Source organism: uncultured Coprobacter sp., assembly GCF_947855755.1.
Classification (GTDB): domain Bacteria; phylum Bacteroidota; class Bacteroidia; order Bacteroidales; family Coprobacteraceae; genus Coprobacter.
The window spans coordinates 128,166-148,763 of sequence record NZ_CANUAR010000003.1; the positions used below are offsets into that span (position 1 = coordinate 128,166).

General features: G+C 38.2%; 12 protein-coding genes. 3 read left to right on the forward strand and 9 right to left on the reverse strand.

Features of this window, described 5'->3' with window-relative positions; all coding sequences use genetic code 11:
- Positions 1 to 196: 196 nt before the first annotated feature.
- The 3 genes from Q0093_RS03210 to Q0093_RS03220 all read right to left on the reverse strand — a co-directional run bounded on the left by Q0093_RS03210 (position 197) and on the right by Q0093_RS03220 (position 5,501).
- Complete coding sequence (locus tag Q0093_RS03210; RefSeq protein WP_297928420.1) at positions 197 to 865, reverse strand: hypothetical protein; 669 nt, start codon at positions 863 to 865, stop codon at positions 197 to 199.
- 119 nt (positions 866 to 984) lie between these two features.
- Positions 985 to 2,400, reverse strand: a complete 1,416-nt coding sequence (locus Q0093_RS03215; protein WP_294176658.1) for a DUF5723 family protein — start codon at positions 2,398 to 2,400, stop codon at positions 985 to 987.
- A 32-nt stretch (positions 2,401 to 2,432) separates the two neighbouring features.
- Positions 2,433 to 5,501 (reverse strand): hypothetical protein, encoded by a 3,069-nt coding sequence (locus tag Q0093_RS03220; RefSeq protein WP_297928421.1) that lies wholly within the window; start codon positions 5,499 to 5,501, stop codon positions 2,433 to 2,435.
- A 632-nt stretch (positions 5,502 to 6,133) separates the two neighbouring features.
- Between Q0093_RS03220 and Q0093_RS03225 the strand changes: the two genes are divergently transcribed.
- Positions 6,134 to 7,195 carry an asparaginase gene (locus Q0093_RS03225; protein WP_294176655.1) on the forward strand — a complete coding sequence of 354 codons (1,062 nt, stop codon included), beginning with the start codon at positions 6,134 to 6,136 and terminating at the stop codon, positions 7,193 to 7,195.
- 96 nt (positions 7,196 to 7,291) lie between these two features.
- On the opposite strand, the gene Q0093_RS03230 is transcribed toward Q0093_RS03225, so the two are convergent.
- The 6 genes from Q0093_RS03230 to Q0093_RS03255 form a co-directional block, all read right to left on the reverse strand.
- Positions 7,292 to 8,095, reverse strand: coding sequence for a SusE domain-containing protein (locus Q0093_RS03230; protein ID WP_294176652.1), 804 nt, complete (start codon positions 8,093 to 8,095; stop codon positions 7,292 to 7,294).
- Positions 8,096 to 8,113: 18 nt separating this feature from the next.
- A complete protein-coding gene (locus Q0093_RS03235; RefSeq protein WP_294176651.1) occupies positions 8,114 to 9,718 on the reverse strand; it encodes a RagB/SusD family nutrient uptake outer membrane protein in 1,605 nt (534 codons plus the stop codon).
- A 13-nt stretch (positions 9,719 to 9,731) separates the two neighbouring features.
- Positions 9,732 to 12,707: a TonB-dependent receptor gene (locus Q0093_RS03240; protein ID WP_297928422.1), complete on the reverse strand. Its 2,976-nt coding sequence runs from the start codon at positions 12,705 to 12,707 to the stop codon at positions 9,732 to 9,734.
- A 473-nt stretch (positions 12,708 to 13,180) separates the two neighbouring features.
- Positions 13,181 to 13,702: a hypothetical protein gene (locus Q0093_RS03245; RefSeq protein WP_294176647.1), complete on the reverse strand. Its 522-nt coding sequence runs from the start codon at positions 13,700 to 13,702 to the stop codon at positions 13,181 to 13,183.
- Positions 13,703 to 13,910: 208 nt separating this feature from the next.
- Positions 13,911 to 14,294, reverse strand: coding sequence for a hypothetical protein (locus tag Q0093_RS03250; RefSeq protein ID WP_294176645.1), 384 nt, complete (start codon positions 14,292 to 14,294; stop codon positions 13,911 to 13,913).
- Between the two features lie 60 nt (positions 14,295 to 14,354).
- Positions 14,355 to 16,187, reverse strand: a complete 1,833-nt coding sequence (locus tag Q0093_RS03255) for an ABC transporter ATP-binding protein (RefSeq protein WP_294176776.1) — start codon at positions 16,185 to 16,187, stop codon at positions 14,355 to 14,357.
- A 260-nt stretch (positions 16,188 to 16,447) separates the two neighbouring features.
- Here Q0093_RS03255 and Q0093_RS03260 point away from each other — a divergent pair, with 260 nt between their 5' ends.
- On the forward strand, positions 16,448 to 17,350 hold the full coding sequence (locus tag Q0093_RS03260; RefSeq protein ID WP_297928423.1) for an NAD(P)-dependent oxidoreductase: 903 nt from the start codon (positions 16,448 to 16,450) through the stop codon (positions 17,348 to 17,350).
- Positions 17,351 to 17,691: 341 nt separating this feature from the next.
- Positions 17,692 to 20,574, forward strand: coding sequence for a TonB-dependent receptor (locus Q0093_RS03265; protein WP_297928424.1), 2,883 nt, complete (start codon positions 17,692 to 17,694; stop codon positions 20,572 to 20,574).
- Positions 20,575 to 20,598 lie beyond the last annotated feature (24 nt).

Here is a 20,598-nt window from a genome sequence, read left to right on the forward strand (position 1 = left end):
CATTTTTGTGTTTTCTTCCGGTCTCTTTTCCCGTTATCGCTCGTCGGATAGCCCGCTATCCTCTTCGTAAAAATAACAAAACATCCTCGAAAGAAAATTTCAAAACTGACCCAGATAGAATTTAGATAGATTCTAAATAATAATGATCGGCTATTTGTGTCTATCGTTTATTGGTATTGGAGTGCTTCAAAATTTATTATAAATCATCTTTTGCGTGTTCTCTAATGATGTTGCTATTATCTTTGTCTTTATAAGAAAGCATTATAAAACATGATAAGGATCTTTCATGTTCGATCCAAAGGATGATTTCACCATTGTTAGTTGTAAATCGACTCTCGTACTGGCATCCGCCCAATAAGGCATAATCCATTTTTTCGTTATCGTTGCGAGGTTCATGGAAAAATTGGAATTTTTCAGTGCATGCTGATGGCTTGCCGTATTTTTCTGTCAACAATTCTTTCAAATGCTTGTAATCTCCATAAAGATATTTCCACTGTTTTTGTTCCGGAAAAACAACGGAGATTTTTGAAACTAAATCCTTATTATCGAGTGTGGTTACATAGATCGTACATTCTTTGAAGTCGGCAAAATCACCTTGCAGTATCTCTGCATTGTCCTGTGTACCTATATGCTTGAATCCCTTACGCTCCATGCGTGACTTAAACTCATCCAATTTTCCGTCAATGGGTACGCCTTTAAATTTAAGATGAGTGCTTTTTTCCATGGTTGCATCATCATCATCTTTTATGTTTAGAACCGTTTCTTTCTGTTCTTCATTTATAACTTCTTTTGAGTCGTTCATAAAATAGTAGTACCATGAAAGGCAAAGAATCGCAATAAGTGCTGATAAAAAGAGTTTCTTCATATTTCTCAATCTTATTTTAATTAAAAAATGCAGATATTCGCCGTTTAACAGATGAGTTATAGATATTAAAGTGAAAACGACAGACGATTTCGTCTGCCGTTTTCACTTTATTTATTTGATTAGTATGCTGCGGGTACGGGATTATAGACTTTTTTATTTTTCAATTTCGGGTCGGTTCCTAACGGGAAATTTATACCGAAACTGAAACTCATGTTTGTCGTATTTACAGGTACATATTGTGGAGTATATTTTGCAGCGATATAGTCAGCTCCCAAGAAAAGATTAAATCCTCTGGGACATAAATTTATCAAAGCACCCCATGTGCATCCGGTATTCGATACCGATCCGTTGAGTGCTGCCATGAACCATTTTACCGGGCGGAAATTAGCTGTTGCCATCAGTTTTGTCCATGTTTTTGGGGTACTGAATCGGGTAGAGGATAACAATCCGAATGATATTCTGTTATTTAAAACGCCATATTCTGCTCCTATATTCATAGTCGTTTTCAACCAAGTACTTCTGGAAGAAGCTTGAGTTTCTTTAAATTTAAATAAAGCTTCAAGATCATCTCCGATTTTATCGGTTTCGTCGTCAAAGGCGTTATTGCCGTTATCGTCATCTTCAGCACCTAAATGTTTGAATCCGTCGAATACAAATTCTCCTTCAGGGGTTTCCGCTTTTTTATTCTTATTCCAACGAATAAAACCTATATCTGTTAAAGCCATCGACACGGTAAGATTGTCGAGAATTTTATAAGTTGCACCGAGATCGATAGCACCACCGATACCGGCAATTCCTAATTTCCCGGTGTCGAAATCGAATCCGTCGATTTCACCGTTACTGTCGGTTTCCAAACTTACTCCGGCAAGAGACAGGTCGGCTATACCTTTACTTTGTATCATCCATCGTTCATCGGATAATGTCATAGTCATACGGTCTATTCTTGCATCCAGATTCCCTGCACCGATTAACGCTTTCAGTTTAGCCCCTATCGTTAACCTGTCGTTTATGCGGTGAGCATGTCCTAATGCCAACTCGACATAATTGTTGCTTTTCGCCCGGATATCTTTCATTTCGTATTGAGTAACCTCTCCGGTTTGTCCATTTTTCAAAAAGGCAAATAAGTCTTTCGGCAAGAATATATCGGTACTGCTTTTTACTGATAAATCAAAAGTATTAAATCCGTTAAATGCGAAAAATCCGAATGATAAAATCGTTTCATCGATATTTAAACTCAGATTATTTCGGTTCTTTAACGAACCAATAAACTCGTTTGATGAGATGCTCGGATGAAAACCTGTTAATAATTCGTCTCCTGATGGATATAAAAAGTGAGATAAGGCCATGTTGCCGTTTACTTGAATATCGAGATTTCCTAATCCGGGAAAACTGAAGTATCCGTAATCATTTATTAAAGCCGGATTCAATCTATGGCGATAAGGCATCCGTTCTAAAAAATATGATGAATACAAGGTCTGTGCCGATACTCCTGCAGAGACCAAACATAGGATGAATATGATGATTTTCTTTTTCATTTTATGTATTTGTAAAGAGTTCGACGTTGATTTTAAAAGTTATCGATATCAGCTTGAATACCTTTTACCTTTAAGGCGACCTTCGCTTTAATGGATTGACTGGGTTTCAACGGAACACCGCCTACTGTACCTTCATTTGCACCCAATCCGCCTGTAATTAGCAGTTCCAAACCGTCCAGACGTCTTAAAGCTCCTGAGCCTTCTCGCTCTCTGACTTTGATTAAAAGAGTAGTTTCAGAAGTATTCGTCGATCCTGTTTCACTATTATATGTGCCTGCAGCAACATACCCTTCTTCTTTTCCGTTGTCGAACGTGAAGGATAGATCGTTTGAATCGATAGTGCTGACACAACCTGTCGATAACGGGATAATTTTCAATGCCAATTCTAAAGGCAGACCGTTATATACGGTTGCTTTTATCGAGATTTCGCTCGCTGTTGCTTTTTCAAAAATGTCATCTGTATCATCTTGTATGTTATCGATCGTGTCTTTATATACGATGTTGACATCTTTACCTAAAACAAAAGGTACATCTGCGTTGCAGTCGATCAGTACTTGAGAGCCTCCTTTTGAGAGATCTACCGTGTGCCAGTTTTCTCCTTCTACGGCTTTTGGAGTCGGAATAGCGTCTATGACTATACTGTCCGGAACGTCTTTGATTACGCTTTGCAGTTGACTGAACGGAATAGCTTCGAACCCTTCAGGAATACCTTTTGCTATGTATTCGGGAGTCGCTAATATGAATTTTGAAGTTTTAGCTGTTTCTTCTTCTGAAGGATTTAAATCATCATAAGCCTCGATGGTCATGGATTTATCGGGTTTTAATCCTCCTGAAGCTAAAGGAGTTCCGTTTTTATAGGGAGTGAAAATCAGATCGACGTTGATAGGTACTCCGATCGGGTTTGTCGCTGTCAATTGGAAATTGGCATTCGGAAGGTACAAGGCCGACCCTTCTTTCAGATAATCCGAAAGATCTCCTAAATTTATTGATGTGTGAGGATTATCGGAGATAACGTCATCATTGACTTCTCCGGCGGCCAGTTGTATGTTCATCTGTTCTACATTCACAGATGTTTTGACATTTAGATTTTGAAGATCGTCGAGGTTGATGTTTCCGGACGATACGGAAGCTCGACCGGTTATTACCGCGTTCTTTTCAGGTAATATGAGTTTGTGATCTTCTGTCAGAATATTTTGGAATTCACTGTCTGTGAAATCAAGCTTTGTAATATGCAGTTGATTATTATATTTCCATGTCCGTTCCGTAGAAGAACCTTTGGTAAATTTTTGGTTTTTCAAAATCAGACGTTGGCTTTTTTCTCCGGTTTCAGGATTAGTATGTTTTATTACACCTGAATTTTCATCAAAAATAATGTATTGAGGAAAATCGATTATCAATTCATCGAATTGTAGATCTCCAGCTCCGTCTGTGATGTTGATACTCGCTTGCAGATTTACAGCAGTATTTCCTTTCAGCTTAACCCATTTTAGGGCTTTTAATTCTTTAGGAACATCAGTTTCATCAACTTCTATTTTTGCTGTATTATTTCCGAGATCGGCGGTAAACGATTCTGTCTCGACATCGGCGTCAGCAATATTCAATATACTTTCCTGAAGTTTGAAATTGATTTTCGAATTGTTGTTGAAGCTTTCTATTTTCTTGAATGTTGTGTTGCCCTTAGCATATGTAGTAAAAGTATTAACTTTAAATTGTGGTTCGAAAGACAGTGATTTTGTTCCGTCTGTTTCGGACTTTAGTACTTTTTGAGAGAGATCTATCGATTTTAATTTTACTTGTTTGGTAAATCCGTTTTTTAATTCGTCGATTGTAATGACGAGGTTATCTCCATTCCATGTGTTACCTGTTTTATCGAATTCGAAAGGGGTATTCGGATCGTTCAGGTTAATCGTTACCTCTCCACCGGAGAGGTCTAATCCGGCAAGAGTAATGGGGTCAGATTTCAAAGTAAGTGTAGAATTGTCATCAAAATATACTTTGTTTATCGTTTTTACATCTTTGTTTATATTGGTAACGTTGATATCGGTACTGAAATTTGTCTGTTCTACATCTATTTTTACATCTGAGATGGCAAGATCCATATCCTCGATATTGATATTAGAACTGCTTATACTGATAGGCATCGATATATCTATTGATGATAGATTAACCCCTTTTGTGATACCTTTTATACTGATATATCCTGACTGAGAATAATTGATCGATTCTGCGAATCCCGAAAATTCGCCTTGTGCAGCATCTATTTCTTTGTTATAACTGACCAGATTGAAGTTTATTATGTTATCGGTTAATGTCAGATTTACATTGTCGAGATTCAAAGTATAGCTGTTGATCAGTGTTCCTTTAGTAGGATTTGAAATTTCGAATGTATTGGGGAATGTTATTGTAAAATTTTTCAGTGTTACGGTTGCCTCAGATAGATTTAATGTATTTTTCAATTGCTCCATATCCATTTTCAGGTGTGCGGTTGTTCCGCTGAATTTTATATTGGATATATGTGTTACTTCTACAGGGCACGTTCCTTTTGCAACGACAAAAGATGTCTGATGCTCATCGAGCCGGAATTCTTTATCCATTATACTAACTTCTCCGTTGTTAGGAACGTTTATCGGAACGTTTTCCGTGATTATCATCGGTACGCTTCCTGTAAAAGACTGATTGATCTCAGGTTTGTCGATTATATTTTTTTTCAACAATATATCCGGTTGAGTCTCATCGATTTTTATAGGATCTATTGTCAACTTCTCAAACGAGATGTTAAAGTCGGTAGATGTATTTATTGCATTGATTGATACCGGGTCGAAAGTTGGAATGTCGGCTTTTACATTTTCTTTTTTATGTATACCGTATTGGTCGTCGTCGGTGGTTAAATCTTCTATGTCTTCCGGCTTTAATAAATCGCTGAGGAGCTTTGTTTCGGTCTCTCCTAAAGGAAACCCTAATTCACCCCCGATTCCTACGATTGTGGAAATGTCTTTGGTAAGATCATACTTTTTGTCTATACAAGAATATCCGAAAATAAGGAAACTTGGGCACAGAGATAACATAATTATCTTGCCGATAGTAAATTTTTTCGCATTCATGCGTAATCTCATTTTTGATAATTGGTGATTTTAATTTTGATATAAATCAATGTTTTGCAAACATAGTATTTTTTTTATTAAGTAATGTAACATTCTTGTAAAATTTTATGGATGATCCCGTATATTAACTTTTTAACTTTACGGATACAAAATTTTTTATATGCCTTTCATTTATTGAATTTTCCGGGTTTTCAGATAATCGGTTTTTATGTTATTATGGATTCTTTTTTTTTGAATATAAAATAATCGATTTATGAGATTTTACAATAAAGATTTCTAAATGAATATTAGAGCCTGTTTAAATTTAATAGAAATATTTTTAGTCGTTGTTCTGGTTGCGATAAGATGATTTTCGAATTCTTTAAGTTTTTAAAATTCGAAATAGTCCGATAATTTTTTTGTTTCAAATGATTCGGGACTTTGGAAAAGGCTTTACTATTTTATCTCGAATAAATTTTTTAACAAGTTTTGAAAAAGATAAGTCCTGTTGTTAAGTTCCCGTTTAGGTATTGATATTGACTTTTTGCTATGAATGAATACTTGTATAATCGGTATGTGATAATTTTAACCGGCAAAAGGCTATTTATTCTGGTATTATTTGCTATTTTTGTCAAAAAATAATTCTGAGGAATATGTCCGAAAAGAAAATTTCCGTATTGATTATCTACACAGGCGGGACAATCGGTATGATACAAGACCCTGAAACGGGGGCTCTGATGCCGTTTAATTTTGATCATTTGTTAGATAATGTTCCGGAATTAAGGCGTTTGGGATTTTTGATTTCATCGATTCAATTTGATCCTCCGATAGATTCTTCGGAAATCGATCCTGCATCTTGGATTCGTTTGGTGAAAATCATAGCAGATAATTATGATACTTATGATGGTTTTGTCGTTCTGCACGGAACTGATACAATGGCATATACGGCTTCAGCGCTTAGCTTTATGCTTGAAAATTTAGCAAAACCTGTTATTTTGACCGGGTCTCAATTACCTATCGGTATGCTGAGGACAGACGGAAAAGAAAATCTGATTACGGCTATTGAAATTGCGGCGGCAAAAGAAAACGGATTTCCTGTTGTTCCGGAAGTGTGTATTTTTTTTCAAAATCATTTGATGAGGGGAAACCGAACCTCGAAAATTAGCGCTGAAAATTTCAATGCTTTCCGGTCTCTGAATTATCCGGCGTTGGCACGAGTAGGGATGCATATACGGTATGACAATAATCTTATTAATAAAGTGCGTGTTCCCAAACCTCTGAAACCGCATTATTTAATGGATACGAATGTTGTGATTCTTAAGATTTTTCCGGGCATTACTCCGCAAACGGTAGATAGTATTTTGAATATCCCTCATTTGAAAGGTGTCGTCTTGGAAACATATGGTACGGGAAACGCCCCTTCTAAACCTTGGTTTTTAGATATGTTAAGGGCTGCGGTTGCTCGGGGAATTGTGATCGTGAATGTGACTCAATGCTCCAGCGGCAGTGTACAGATGAGTTTGTATGGTCCTGGAAATAAGTTGGCTCAAGCGGGGATAATAAGCGGATATGATTCGACTACGGAGGCTGCGATAACGAAATTAATGTTTCTATTCGGGCATGGTTTATCTTCGGAAGAGGTGAAAGACAGAATGCGTTTACCGTTGATAGGGGAATATTCTACTCAACATTTAGAGGATCAGATAGAAGCTTGAGTTTTTTATAAATAAAGAAAGAGCTGCATCTGCAACTTATCGGAGTTGTAAGCAGCTCTTTCAGTTTATACACCTCGTCTCCTCCCAAGATGTATTTTATTTGTCAGTCGTTGTCATTTCTTCTCCCGGGGTTGCCGGAGTCAAAGTATAGGTTAGCGTATTGAGATCGACGCTTATATGATAATAACCTTGTGGAGAGATAGAAATATCGCCCCCTTTCAATGCTAAAGTTCCCGGAGCACCTCCGCTGCCATATTCTTCTCCTTTGTTCCATACCGGTTCTGTGGTTAATTTGAATGTAATTGGTGCATCGGGATTGTTTTCATCGACGAGATTCAGATAACCCTCGTATTTGTTGTTCATTCGGTAAGAAAGCAGGGTAGGAGCACTGGCGATGTTCCATCCTTGGTAAGATCCCGGAACATATAATTTGGGATAGACGATTACCATAGGATACGGTGTAATTTCTAATGTAACGTACCGGGAGTAAACGATAATGCTGGAGGTAAGTTCGCTTTTCAGCCGTACGTATGTTTCAAGGGGAATACCGCTTTCTCCTCCCAAAATCAGAGTTGCCATGTTTAGTTTCCCTACATTGACAGGAAGGTACAAGTTGTGAGTTTCTGCCAATGAAATAGGATCGGAAAACGACTCGGTATTGTCTATTTGAAGAGTGTAGAGAGGTGCAGCTTGAAATCCGTATTTCCCGGCACTCCATGAAAATGTTTCAGCGATGAAATTTTCAGCTTCTTCGTTGAGTACAAGGCTGGAATTATCAAGCGGGCTTAATTCCGGAGCGGCTGTAAATTCATATACAGGAGATTTATCGTCATTACAAGATTGCAATAGCAGAAATATTCCGATGCAGAAAAATAGCCAGTATTTTATCGTATGATTCATAATCGTATAAAGTTATATTTAGTATCCATAATTTTGTTGAGTACCCGGATTCGCAGCTATTTCTTTTGCTGGAATCGGATACAAATTATATTTGGTTTCAAGAGACTTTCCGGTCAGTACTCCACCTTTCCATGCCCATAAATAACTTCCGGATGTAAAGACTCCGAAACGTATCAGATCGGTACGTCGGTGACCTTCCCAATAAAGTTCTCTCATTCTTTCTGCAAGAATTTCATCTAAAGTAATATCCGTAGTAGAAGTGTAAGTGGAGATACCTGCCCGAGTTCTCAAATAATTCATATAAGTTTTGGCTAAATTTTGATCTCCATAACCTCGATAGGCACATTCTGCGTACATTAGATAAGTATCTGCAAGTCGGAAAATGGGAAAATCCGTGTCTGGGTAGGGATATGCCCGCTTGCTCGTATTTTCCCAGTCGGTCGAAAGCAGATTCGTAAATTTAGTAACGGCAAACCCATCTTGAAAATTCCCCAGATCGGTATTTTCGATATTTGCTCCGTCACTGTAGAATGCATATCTGGAATCTCCGTCTTCAAAACTTTTTACCAGATTTGATGTCGATCTCGGTCCTGCCCATCCGTCATTGACTCCATAATTTTCTTTTATCATGGTGCCTCCATAAGCACCGATAGTAAGATATGTCGTTCCGCCGTATGTTCTCGTCCGGTCTCGATCGTATGGGACGACCATCAGAATTTCACCTTGTTCTCCGCCTCTTGCGAATTGATCATTATCGGCACAGAATAAAAATTTATATGTTTGCGCCAATCCGTGATTAGCACCGCTTCCGTACTGTCCGATAATTTGCTGGCAAGTTGAAGCACATTCGGAATACATCGGAGTTCCCGTATAAACAGATGCATTCAAATATAATTTGGCTTTTAGCATCCATAGAGCACCCTTTCCTGCACGTCCGTATTCCGGATTTACAGGTAGATCATTTTCGATAGCATTCAGTTCGCTCAGTAGAAATTGAAATATTTCGGCTCTCGATTTTTGTTTAGGAGCTTCCATAATTTGTTCATTTTCGGTTACAAAAGCCACATTCCCGAACATATCTATTGCATGCCAGTAAGAAAATGCACGTAGGAAGCGAGCTTCTGAACGGTATTTGGATATTTGTTCTGCAAGTTCGCCTGTAATGTTATTTTGAGCTAAAGCTTGAGGCGTTGTCGCTTTTAAGAAAGAGTTGCAAAGAGCTATTTGAAAAAAGATGCGGCTATACATGACATATATAAATCCGTTTGCGGCAGACCATTTTGAAGTGCTTAGTTCGGGTACGCCTGCATCGTTCCAACCTAATAAGGCTTCGTCGGTCGGCAATTCTTGAAGATTCCAGTATGACCGGATATATTGGGCCATACCTTCATCGAAGCCTTCTATATCGGGTTTTCCGGCAGGGCCTTCTTGACCGGAAACTGCTAATCCTGCATATACTTTTGCCAGGAACTGGGTATAGTACTCGTGGTGCGATTTGAAATCGGAGTCTTGGATCAAGTTTTTATCGATCGGTTTTAGGTCGAGATCCCCTAAACACGATACAAGAGTAGATAAGCCTGCAACTAACAGTGCTATGAAACAGCTATATATTGTTTTTTTCATATCGTATTTTTTATTAGTAAGTAATTATGACTCCCAGCAAAAAGGTTACGGGGCGAGGATACACATTGTTATCGATACCCGAGAATACTTCAGGATCGAGTCCTTTGTATTTGGTGATGACAAAAGGATTTTGTACCGCACCGTATAATCTGAGTTTCAGTTTGTTTTGTGCCAACTCATTCCATGTATAACCGAGTGTAATGTTATCGCAGCGCAAAAATCCTGCATTGTGCAGATAATAATCGCTCATGTATTGCGGATTTTGAAATTTTGTTCCGCGACTTATCAAATTATTCAAATATCCGGCACTGTTATATATTGCCGAATAACTTGAATTATTGGATTGTACATTATCATAGACATAATTTCCGAGATTGGCGCGAAGAGAAAATCCGAAATCGAAATTTTTATATTCCATACGTGATGTGAAACTCATTACGACTTTTGGATCTCTGCTTTTATATAATCGTTTGTCTGCTTCATCGATAACCCCGTCTCCGTTTCTATCGACATAAAGTCCTTCTATCGGATTTCCATCCTTGTCATATACCTGCTCATATAGAAGATAACTGAATGCCGGGTATCCGACCTTATGAGCCTGTACGGTATTTCCTGTTCCTCCGCTGATACCTCCGACAGGTATATAATAATCGGCATCGTTACTTTTATTTAACTTTGTAATTTTGTTCGAATTATAGGCAATGTTAAATCCCAGATCCCAAATAAATTTGTTTGTTACAATTGGTTTTGAGCTGATGCTGAACTCTACGCCTTCATTTCTCAAACTCCCGATATTCGTGTATATTTCGTTTGTCAGATTCGATCCTGCCGGAACAGGAATACGACTGATCAGATCATTCGTTTCTCGATAATAATAGTCGAAAGATCCGCTGATCCTATTATCCAGAAAAGCAAAATCTAAACCGATGTTCCATGTAGTCGTTTCTTCCCATTTTATGTTAGGATCATATCCGTTTGGTCGTAGAGTATTGTAATATCGGTCTCCGAATGGATAAGAAGCTGTTGGAAATCCCATCGAATATAATGGCATATACGGAAAATAGTTGTCACTGATGTCTTGCTGTCCGGTGATACCATATCCTAACCGTAATTTTAATTCGTTCATTACATTAGCAACCGGTTGCATAAACGGTTCGTTGATAATTTTCCAACCCAGAGCCAAAGCCGGGAATGTTCCCCAACGGTGATCTTTAGAAAAACGGGAAGTCGCATCACCCCGTAAAGTGAATGTTAGTAGATATGTATCTTTGAATGTATAGTTGATTCGTCCGAAAAACGAAAGTAATTGCAGGTGGTCGGCATAAGTTTTGTCATACCAAGGTTCATTATCGGGCATAAGTGTTGTTATGGTGCTTCCGTCTTTATAGAATTTTTGCCATGAATAACCTGCCATGACCTCCACTTTACTGTATATTTGGCGGAAATCGTTACTGTAATTCAAATAAAAATCCAGTAATTGATTTCTCTTTAATTGTTTCAACGTTTCGGTTTGTCCGATCCCCAGTTTTTTATTTTCTTTATAAGTTATAGGAGAGTTAGGGAACATTTTATTCCATTGTCGGCTTTTCGACACATCATATCCTAAGTTCAGATTTGCTCTCAATTCCGGAAGGAAAGGCATGATATAATCGAGTTGGATATTTCCCAAACTGCGGTAAACATGAGAGATCATAGAACGATCGTCCAGTAAAGAAACCGGATTAAGAGGGGCAATTCCTATAACTGCTCCTGTATTTTGTTGCAACCACATGAAATATCCATTTCCGATTTCTTGTCCCGGAACTTTAACCGGTTGAGTCGGATCGAAACTTACAGCTCCCCCGATAGCGGCTTCGTCAGGAAACTCATTGCGTATGTATAATCCCTTGACATTCATATTTACACTTAACGTATTGTTAAAAAATTTAGGAGTGAGGGAAATCGAAGCCGTAGTACGGTTCATTGAAGATGTCTTTAAGATACCGTTTTGGTTCGTAAAAGTTGCCGATACACGGTAAGGCAATATTTTATATTGTCCGCCTACGCTTAAATTGTAGTCTGAGCTGACAGTCGTTCTCAGTACTTCATCCTGCCAGTTCGTATTGGCATTTCCCAATAGCTGGTATGCCTGACTGGAAGTTCCGGTCTGTTCGGCAATCAGTCTTCTGAATTCATCGGCATTTAGAACTCCGGTGGTTCTGCGGGAAGTGCTGACCGACATGTTTGCATTGAAATTTATTTGAGGTTTTCCGCTCATTCCCTTTTTAGTGGTAATGATGATAACGCCGTTCGAAGCTCTTGATCCGTAAATTGCGGTTGCCGACGCATCCTTTAGAATCGTAAAACTTTCTATATTGTCGGGTGGGATCATACTGAGAGGATTCGACATTCCGGTAACTCCTGAATTATCTACTGGAACACCGTCTATAACGATCAGCGGGTCGTTTGTCGCATTTAAAGATGACCCTCCTCGAATACGGATTTCTCCTCCGGCTTCAGGTTTGCCTCCGGTCAAGGTGACGACAACGCCCGGAGTTTGACCTACCAGCAGATCTTGTGCAGATGTTGCCATACCTTTGTTTATTTCATCCGGTTTGACCTGTGTAACTGCTCCTGTGGCGTCGCTTTTCTTTACAGTTCCGTATCCGATAGCAACCACTTCTCCTAAAGTAATAACATCTTCTTCAAGAATAACGGATATTTCAGTTCTGTTTTTTATAGGGATACTTTGAGAAATGTATCCGACAAAAGAAAATATAAGAGAGCTGTCTTTAGGCGCTTCTATCTGGTAATTTCCGTCAATGTCAGTTACAGTTCCGGATGTTGTGCCTTTTACTATAACATTCGCTCCTACCACAGGTTCTCCATAAGAATCTTTTACATTACCATGCACTTTGATTCGTTGTGCTTGGATGTCGAGAGAAAGAAAAATTCCGGATAATAAAATAAGAAGAATTTTCCATCCCGGTTTAAAATTCATGTGCTCCATGCAAGAATTACGTTTTAAAGTTTATAAATTAATTAAGTAAATCAAAAAAACGTGTGTTGGATTTATATTCCCGGGATTTGTATGAAAAACAGACACGCGGGAGGTTCTTATTCTTCCTTAGAACACTGTTTGAATAGAATTTGTTTTTGTCTGTCGCTTATTTAAGACTATATAAAGAAAAATGAAGGGTTGTTGCTGTATGTTTTATCTATTAAGAGCCTGTCTCAATTTTCCAATAAAAAATATTGTCAGGTCATTTTGGTGTTTTCTTCTGGTCTTTTTCCCGTTTCCCCTCGTCAGATAGCCTGCTATCCTCCTCGTAAAAACAGAAAAACATCCTCGAAAGAAACACTCAAAACTGACCCGAGCAAAACTTAGACAGGCTCTAAAGGATTAGTTATAAAATCGGGGCAAGGGAATTTTAAATTCCCTTGCCCCGATTTTATGGTTTATTTTATAGTAATCATATTAGCTTATTTGCTGTCTGGTATAGCTTGAGTCAAGGCTACTACATCTTCATCGTAAAAACTGATAGGAGCGGAAACCGGTTCATAATCGAACGGAATGAACTGTAACACTTGTGCCGATGCATATTTTTTGTCTTCAGAAATGAATAAATTGAGCTTGATTCCTGCTTTATTTCCTTCTGCGGGCTTTAATTTAGGCAATACGTCAAATTGTTTGTTTTCCAATGATTGCTGCAATCGGTGCATTTCATGGTTGTCGAAATACAAATCGCATTTTTTCATCGGACATCCGTTCGCCTTATATATAATTTTCTTTTTTCCGGCCATGACTTTCACGAGACCTATAATCACAAAAACAGATCCGGCAATCATTATAGCCATTTTTAATGAAGTATTGTCACCTTGTATAAGTGTATTTCCGAAAAATATCGCTATTGCTATTGCTAAATAAATAATCCCTGAAATAGAGAGAGTTTTCTTGTAAATGATATTATCGTTGATAAATTCTTTTTTTTCGTTTGTTTCCATTTTTAATATAATTAGAGTTTATTTTTATAATTGTTTTATAGATATCCAAAAGGGGAATGAATATCATGATGTATAAATCGTATATCCAAAAAACTATATCTGCAATAGAAGATTAATAGAATCTCTATTTCCAGAACTTGCAGTTATCGAATAACAAACAAAAAAGTACATCAAATAAATTACTTCAAAAACAAAATAAAAATAAACTCTAAATACGCATTTGACAAAGAGCATAAAGATAATGTCCGTCACTTCTCAGTTGAGAAAAGTATTGGGCATTCTCTTGCAGTCTTTTTTTATAAGCTGTGTATAAACATGTTTGCAGATGTAGAGCATCTGCTCGGTATGTAGTCTGGAATTTCGATCCGCATTGAAACAGAAAAGACGGAAAGTGTTCGTGGGAAGTAAGGATGTATGGCGTGTGATGAGTCAATACATCGATGGTTGTATGAGTATTATGGAGCGGAGTATCTTGAGAAACAGCTATGGAGTCCTGTATTTTCGAATTCAGAACAGCATTCGTAATACCAGCCATACTGCTTACCAATATAGCTATTATCAAAACTACGATATATCTGTATTTCCGTTTCATATACTCTTACTGCAAAAGTATCGATTTCTACTGTAATAACAATTTTTACTTTGGTTTTTATCAGAATTTTTGCATATCGACCAATCGCTTATAATAGCGGTTAAGAGCTATCAGTTCATCATGACGTCCCGATTCTACGATCTTTCCTTCATGCATGACACATATCAGATCAGCGTCTTTAATGGTAGATAACCTATGAGCTATAACTAAAGTCGTTCGGTTTTTCATCAAATTTTCCAGAGCCTCCTGTACCAACCGTTCCGACTCGGTATCGAGGGCAGATGTCGCTTCGTCCAATATCAAAATCGGAGGATTTTTAAGAATGGCTCTGGCTATGCTGATCCGTTGGCGTTGTCCTCCGGAAAGACGGCATCCTCTGTCTCCGATATTAGTGTTATATTGTTCTTCCGTTGCCATGATAAAATCGTGAGCATTGGCTATTTTTGCCGCTTCTATCACTTGCTCTTTAGTTGCATGTTCTACTCCGAAAGTGATATTATTATAAAAAGAATCGTTGAACAGTATCGCTTCTTGATTGACGTTTCCCATCATTTCGCGAAGATTGAATACTGCCATATCTTTAATATTGACTCCATCAATGAATATTCCTCCTTTTTCTACATCATAAAATCGTGGCAGTAAATCGGCCATTGTTGACTTTCCAGAACCTGATTGTCCCACAAGGGCGACGGTCTGTCCTTTTTTTATGGTCAAGTTAACATCTTTGATAACCCAGTCGGTATTGTATTTGAATGATATGTCACGATATTCGATTTTGTCGTTGAGCGAGTCGATGCGTACCGGGTTGGCAGGACTTTTGATAGGGTTTTCTGCCGATAAGATTTTATCGACTCGTTGCATAGATGCAAGTCCTCGCTGAACGGCATAAGCCGCTTTTGACAAATCTTTTGCCGGGTTGATAATGCTATAAAATATAACTAAATAGTAAATGAAATCAGCAGCACTTATCGTATTATCGCCCGATAGAATTAAAGAACCTCCATACCAGAGGACGATGGCGATAGTGCAAGTTCCCAAAAATTCGCTCATGGGATGAGCCATTGCTTGCCTTCGGCTGATCCGGTTCGTAATTTTGAAAAATTTATTGTTCGATTTGATAAATCGGTCTAAAATCTTATGCTCTGCATTGAAAGCTTTGATGATACGCAAACCTCCGAGAGTTTCTTCGATTTGGGACATTAAACCACCCCACTGTTGCTGTGCTTCAAGAGATGTCCGTTTTAGTTTTTTCCCGATTTGTCCCATTACAAATCCGGCGACAGGCAGTAAGATTAAAACGAAAATAGTCAACTGCCAGCTTATGGCGAACATGGTAACCAAATAGATGATAATCATGATCGGATTTTTAAACATCATGTCCAATGAAGCCATGATAGAATTTTCTATTTCGGCTACATCTCCTGTCATTCTCGACATAACGTCACCTTTTCGTTCGGTTGTAAAGAACCCGATCGGCAGGCTTACTACTTTTTTGAATACGAATGTGCGGATATCCCGAACGACACCTGAACGGATCGGTATCATGAAGTATGAACTTAAATAGCTGGTACATGTTTTGGCAAATGTCATGACAACCAGAAAAGTACCTAATATCATTAAAGCCCATGCCTCGCTATGCATATTTATCTGTTCGGTAATAAACCAATAAAAGTTGTTTATCGCTATATCTTTCAAATCCATGCCCGCTGTTTCCCATGGAATAAAATTATAGGAGATCTCTTTCATTTTGAACAAAATCTCCAGAATCGGGATGATCAAAGCAAAGGAGAATAAACTTAAAACGGTAGAAAATATATTAAAGAAAATATTTAAGAACAGATATTTTTTATAGGGAGGAACAAAACGTCTGAGTATCTGTATAAAATCTTTCATCATAAAATTCGAGATCTGATTGTGAATTCTTGTTTTTGATTATTTGCCGGTAAAGATACAACAAAGAAACGAGAAGAAATGTAGATTATGGAAAGAATATTGCAGTTTGGTTTTCTAAATAGTATTTGATAAATTTGATTTTGGGAAAAATTGTATAAAAAATTTTCTTCAGAGATTGTAACTAAAGATGAGTATAGTATGAAATATCATATCTTTACTTGTCTTTTTATTAAAAACTATTTAAAAAAATAGCTGTGATTATGAAATTTAAGAAAATAGTCGGAGTTGATGAAACTTTATTAAATGCTTCTGCTCTTGAACAATTGCATTCTTTAGGAGAAGAAGTTTTTATGTATCATGATTTTCCTCTTCAAGAAAAAGAGATTATTGATCGCATTGGTAATGCTGATTGCTTGTTGGTTTCCTTTAGAACATTAATTACACGTGCTGTTCTTGATGCTTGTCCTAATATTCGTTATATAGGCATGTGCTGTACGCTTTATGATCCGAGTAGTTGCAATGTTGATGTCATAGAAGCATATAGGAGAGGCATTACTGTATTAGGTGTGAAAGATTATGGAGATGAGGGGGTTGTCGAGTATGTAATTTGTGAGTTAGTTCGTTTGTTACACGGTTTCGGAGGGGTACGGTGGTTGAAGGAGAGTACCGAGCTGACGCAACGTAAAATCGGGATTGTCGGTTTAGGAAAGACTGGCAGAATGATCGCCGATGCATTGTCGTTTTTAGGTGCATACGTTAGTTATTATAGCAAAACTCGAAAACCTGAAGCAGAGAAAGTCGGTATAGTCTATAGACCGTTAGAAGAATTGCTTGCAGATGTAGAAATCGTTTGTACTTGTTTGCCTCGTAATAATTATATATTGGGTGAAAAGGAATTTGAATTAATGGGAAATGGCAAAATATTGGTAAACACATCAGTGGGTCAGACTTTTCAAACGGAGGCGATTTGTAATTGGCTGAGAAATTGTCCGGATAGTTTCTATTTGTGTGATGCAACGGGTATGGGAGGTTTGCAAGATAGACTAAATGGCTTTCCTAATGTGCTTTATACGCCTTATATTTCTGGCAAATCGATACAAAGTATTGAGCGCTTGTCTCAAAAAGTTCTGGCTAATATGAGGGATTATCTCTCTTCTCATTGATTTTGCTATATCTTGTAAAAGTCTGTCTAAATTTTGTACGGGTGAAGTTTGAGGGGAATCCTCATAAATAGTCGTAGGGAGGCGTACCGATATCCTCGACATCGTTATGGACCGGAAAAAACACAAAAATGACCTGATAATATTTTTTTGTCGGAAAATTTAGACGGGCTTTTTTAAACCTTTATATTGTATTTTTGTCCAATAATTCAGAATTGATTCTTTTGTGAGGAGATTGGTGCGGGTAAGGAAATTTTTAGTTTAAGAAGATCACGATTCTACACAATACAATAACTACATACTACACATTATAAAATGATAATATGTGTTTCGTGAATGAATAAATGATGAAGAGGAAAAGATTAATCGCGGCTTTACTCTGTTTATTGATGATTGTTTCTGTGACAGCTCAGCAATCTCAGTCTTCTGAAAAGGTGGCGCAAAATACACGAATAGGAAAAATATCGGTTAAGGGGCTCGTGAAAGATGAGTCGGGGCAGCCGATGGAAGCGGTTGTGGTCAAACTTGTGACGCAGAAAGACAGTACTATGGTTACCGGTAGCGTTACGGAGAAGAACGGACACTTTTTGTTGTCGAAGATAATTCCGGGAAATTATAAAATCGTGTTTTCTTATTTGGGATATAAAACAATTTCTAAATCAGCGAAATTTTCTGTTCAAGATTCTTCTGTCTCTTTGGGGACTGTTGTGATGGAGCCGGCGAATATAGAGCTGAAAGAAGCTGTTGTTGTCGGAAAAGTTCCGGACATTGTCACGAAAGAAGATACTGTGGAGTATAATGCCGGATCGTTTAAAACGCAACCCAATGCGGTTATCGAGGATCTTTTGAAAAAACTTCCCGGAGTAGAGGTCGATAAAGACGGAAAGATAAAAGCTCAGGGAAAAGAGGTTAAGAAAATATTGTTGGACGGTAAAGAGTTTTTTTCGGATGATCCTAAAGTTGCATCTAAAAATCTCCCGGCTAATATTATAGAAAAATTGCAGGTGATAGACCGGAAGTCGGACGAAGCCCGTTTTTCCGGAGTAGATGACGGAGAAGATGAAACCATTATTAATCTGACCGTAAAGAAGGGGATGAAAAAAGGTTGGTTCGGACATGTAACAGGTGGCGCGGGTACTGATAAGCGATATGAATTCAACGGAATGCTGAACCGATTGGTGGATGAGACTCAAATTTCGTTTTTAGGAGGAACTAATAATACCGGAAATATGGGTGCGGGAGATATGGGTGCGTCGATGTTTTCGGGAAGTTCTCGTCGTTTTGGCGGTGGCGGAGGAAAGGGAACGACGACATCTACTACTACGGGTGCTAATTTCAATATGGGTAAAACCGATCAGTTACGTTTTGGGGGAGATATCCGATACGGTTATTCAAATAACGATGTATGGCAAAAAAGCGAACAGCAAAATTTTCTGAAAGACAGTATTTCTTATGATAATTCGGAGAAAACATACAATACGAAAAGTCATAATATAAATATGAATTTTCGTTTGCATTGGGAAATAGACACACTTACCGTATTGGAATTTATGCCGACTTTCGGTTATAATAAATCGAAAATGTATAATCACAGTACATCTGCTACGTTAGGGGGACATTCGGATGAAGAGGAGAGCCTGCGTGACAGCATCAATAGTGGGGAGATGTTATCATCGAGTGATGGTCACGGATATAATTTTTCCGGTCGTTTGAGCTTGAGCCGTCGTTTCCGGTCTAAACAAGGACGGCAGATGACTTTCTCTTTTAATTTCAGCTCTAACAGAAATGAAGAAGACGGGATGAGCTACAGTAGAAACCGGTTCTATCTGAATGATAGTGTCAGTGTCGTAGATCAACAAGATGATAACCGTAGTTGGGGCGGAAGTTTTGGCGTGAGAGTAACTTATGTAGAGCCGATATTTAAAAATCATTTTTTGACATTTGCTTATAACTATAACTACAATTATAGTAATGCCGACCGAATGGCTTATAATATACCGACTGACGGTTCTGGAGAGTTGCAATTAGATTCGCTGTACAGCAATCGTTTTCGGAATGTTTTTCAGTCGCATCGCATCAGTGTAGGATTGAGAGGAACATATCCCAAATTTAGATACAATGTCGGATTCGATATGAACCCGTCCAGTTCGGAGTCGGAAAATCTCATGGATCATGCACGGGATGTGCCGGGTAAAATGGTATTTAATTATTCTCCGCTGTTCAATGCCGCATATCGTATCAGTAAGCAGAAAAGCCTTAATCTTGAATATCGGGGAAGAACCCGGCAGCCGAGCGTCAGCCAATTGCAGCCGGTACAAAATATTACGAATCCATTGAGAATCAGTAAAGGTAATCCCGATTTAAATCCGTCATACAGTAATAATTTCAGGTTGCGATATAACTCCTTCGAACCCGAAAAGCAGCGGGGATTAATGGCTTTTGTGAACGGAAGCTTTACTTTGAACAGCATTGTCAATCAGACGACTTATGATAACAATACCGGAGTTCAAACGACTATGCCGGTTAATGTAAACGGCGTTTGGAATGTAAATGGCATGGTAATGTATAATATGCCGTTTAAGAATAAAAAGTTTCGCTTTAATACCATGACGAACACGTCATATAATCATAATATAGGTTTTGTGAATACCGGAGGGAAAGAGAGCGAAAGAAATATTTCGAGGACAGTGAACGTGTATGAAAACATGGGATTGAATTATAATTCCGATTTGTTTGATGTAGGAATAACCGGAAATTATTCGTATGCTCTTACCGGAAACAGTATTCAGAGCCGAGAGAGACAACAGACTATGAACTTTGGAGGAGGAATGGATCTCTCCTTCTATATACCGGGGAATATAACGATCGGCACGGATCTTCGTTATTCGGGAAGTTCGGGGTATTCTGCCGGCTATGACCGGAATCAGTGGATGTGGAATGCACAAGCTTCGTGGCAATTTTTAAAAGGGAAACAGGCTACTCTTATGTTTAAGATATACGATATTTTGAAACAAGTTTCCAATATTTCCAGAACAGCGACCGGAAACTATATTCAAGATGTAGAATATAATACATTGTCCAGTTATTGTATGCTTTATTTCTCTTATCGTTTCAATACGATGGGAAAAAGACAGCAACGATCGGGAAGACCCGACGGTCCTCCTCCAGGTATGATGAGAGAGAGGGGAGGACTCAGACCTCCGGGCGGTGGAATGAGACCTTTCTGATTCGGATTATATAAGATACGCATA

What these genes read in the sequence shown, in the direction of transcription:
- Q0093_RS03210 (WP_297928420.1), bottom strand. Translation starts at nt 865, where the DNA reads ATGAAGAAACTCTTTTTATCAGCACTTATTGCGATTCTTTGCCTTTCA.
- Q0093_RS03215 (WP_294176658.1), bottom strand. Translation starts at nt 2,400, where the DNA reads ATGAAAAAGAAAATCATCATATTCATCCTATGTTTGGTCTCTGCAGGA.
- Q0093_RS03220 (WP_297928421.1), bottom strand. Translation starts at nt 5,501, where the DNA reads ATGAATGCGAAAAAATTTACTATCGGCAAGATAATTATGTTATCTCTG.
- Q0093_RS03225 (WP_294176655.1), top strand. Translation starts at nt 6,134, where the DNA reads ATGTCCGAAAAGAAAATTTCCGTATTGATTATCTACACAGGCGGGACA.
- Q0093_RS03230 (WP_294176652.1), bottom strand. Translation starts at nt 8,095, where the DNA reads ATGAATCATACGATAAAATACTGGCTATTTTTCTGCATCGGAATATTT.
- Q0093_RS03235 (WP_294176651.1), bottom strand. Translation starts at nt 9,718, where the DNA reads ATGAAAAAAACAATATATAGCTGTTTCATAGCACTGTTAGTTGCAGGC.
- Q0093_RS03240 (WP_297928422.1), bottom strand. Translation starts at nt 12,707, where the DNA reads ATGGAGCACATGAATTTTAAACCGGGATGGAAAATTCTTCTTATTTTA.
- Q0093_RS03245 (WP_294176647.1), bottom strand. Translation starts at nt 13,702, where the DNA reads ATGGAAACAAACGAAAAAAAAGAATTTATCAACGATAATATCATTTAC.
- Q0093_RS03250 (WP_294176645.1), bottom strand. Translation starts at nt 14,294, where the DNA reads ATGAAACGGAAATACAGATATATCGTAGTTTTGATAATAGCTATATTG.
- Q0093_RS03255 (WP_294176776.1), bottom strand. Translation starts at nt 16,187, where the DNA reads ATGAAAGATTTTATACAGATACTCAGACGTTTTGTTCCTCCCTATAAA.
- Q0093_RS03260 (WP_297928423.1), top strand. Translation starts at nt 16,448, where the DNA reads ATGAAATTTAAGAAAATAGTCGGAGTTGATGAAACTTTATTAAATGCT.
- Q0093_RS03265 (WP_297928424.1), top strand. Translation starts at nt 17,692, where the DNA reads ATGATGAAGAGGAAAAGATTAATCGCGGCTTTACTCTGTTTATTGATG.